At 53.3% G+C, this 649-nt stretch carries 1 pseudogene; it reads right to left on the reverse strand.

The window, feature by feature from the left end:
• Positions 1 to 440 (reverse strand): annotated as a pseudogene (locus AC1DT3_RS23405) (type I secretion system permease/ATPase); the annotation flags it as partial.
• Positions 441 to 649 lie beyond the last annotated feature (209 nt).

Below are 649 nucleotides of genomic sequence, written 5' to 3' on the forward strand. Positions count from 1 at the left end.
GGGCACCAGAGCGCTTCGAGCGGCACGCCGATGGCGCTCCCCGTAATGAAAGTCCGGATATCGTTGAGATCCCGCATCGATTGTCCGGCATGTGCAACACCACGACCCAGGGATGCAGAAACAGCGGCCTGAAGAACCGGCAGATTCAATCGGCGCAGCAACACGCTTCCCATCACTTGGAACGTGAGCGCGCGAACAAAATCAAGCACACCAAACAGAATGAGCCCGACAATCGCGATGACGACGAGCATCGCGAGCGTGTCGAGACTCTGGCTGTTCACGACTCTGTCGTGCACCTGCAACATGAACAACGGTACTGTTAGTTGCAGCACGTTGATGATGGCGCTGAGAATGCCTGCGTACACGAGACCACTGAAAAACGCCTTGCGTCCCTCGTGAATCAGATCGGCAGCGGCGCCCGGTCCGTGTGTTTTTTTCATTCTCGATGAACTCCGGTAGCCTGCGAATGGGTGCGAGGAACAAACTTTGCCCACGTTTGCCCTTAAGGATGCGCACCATCCTGCCTATGGACGATTATGAGTGCAGTTATAGGTTAGTTGCAAGAAACGTCACTTACTGGCCATCTGTGGCAAATAAAAGGACTACAAACGAAGGGTAATTCTTCTGGAAACGCTCCAAAAATAATTTG

The organism is Microvirga sp. P4_G7, assembly GCF_056401005.1.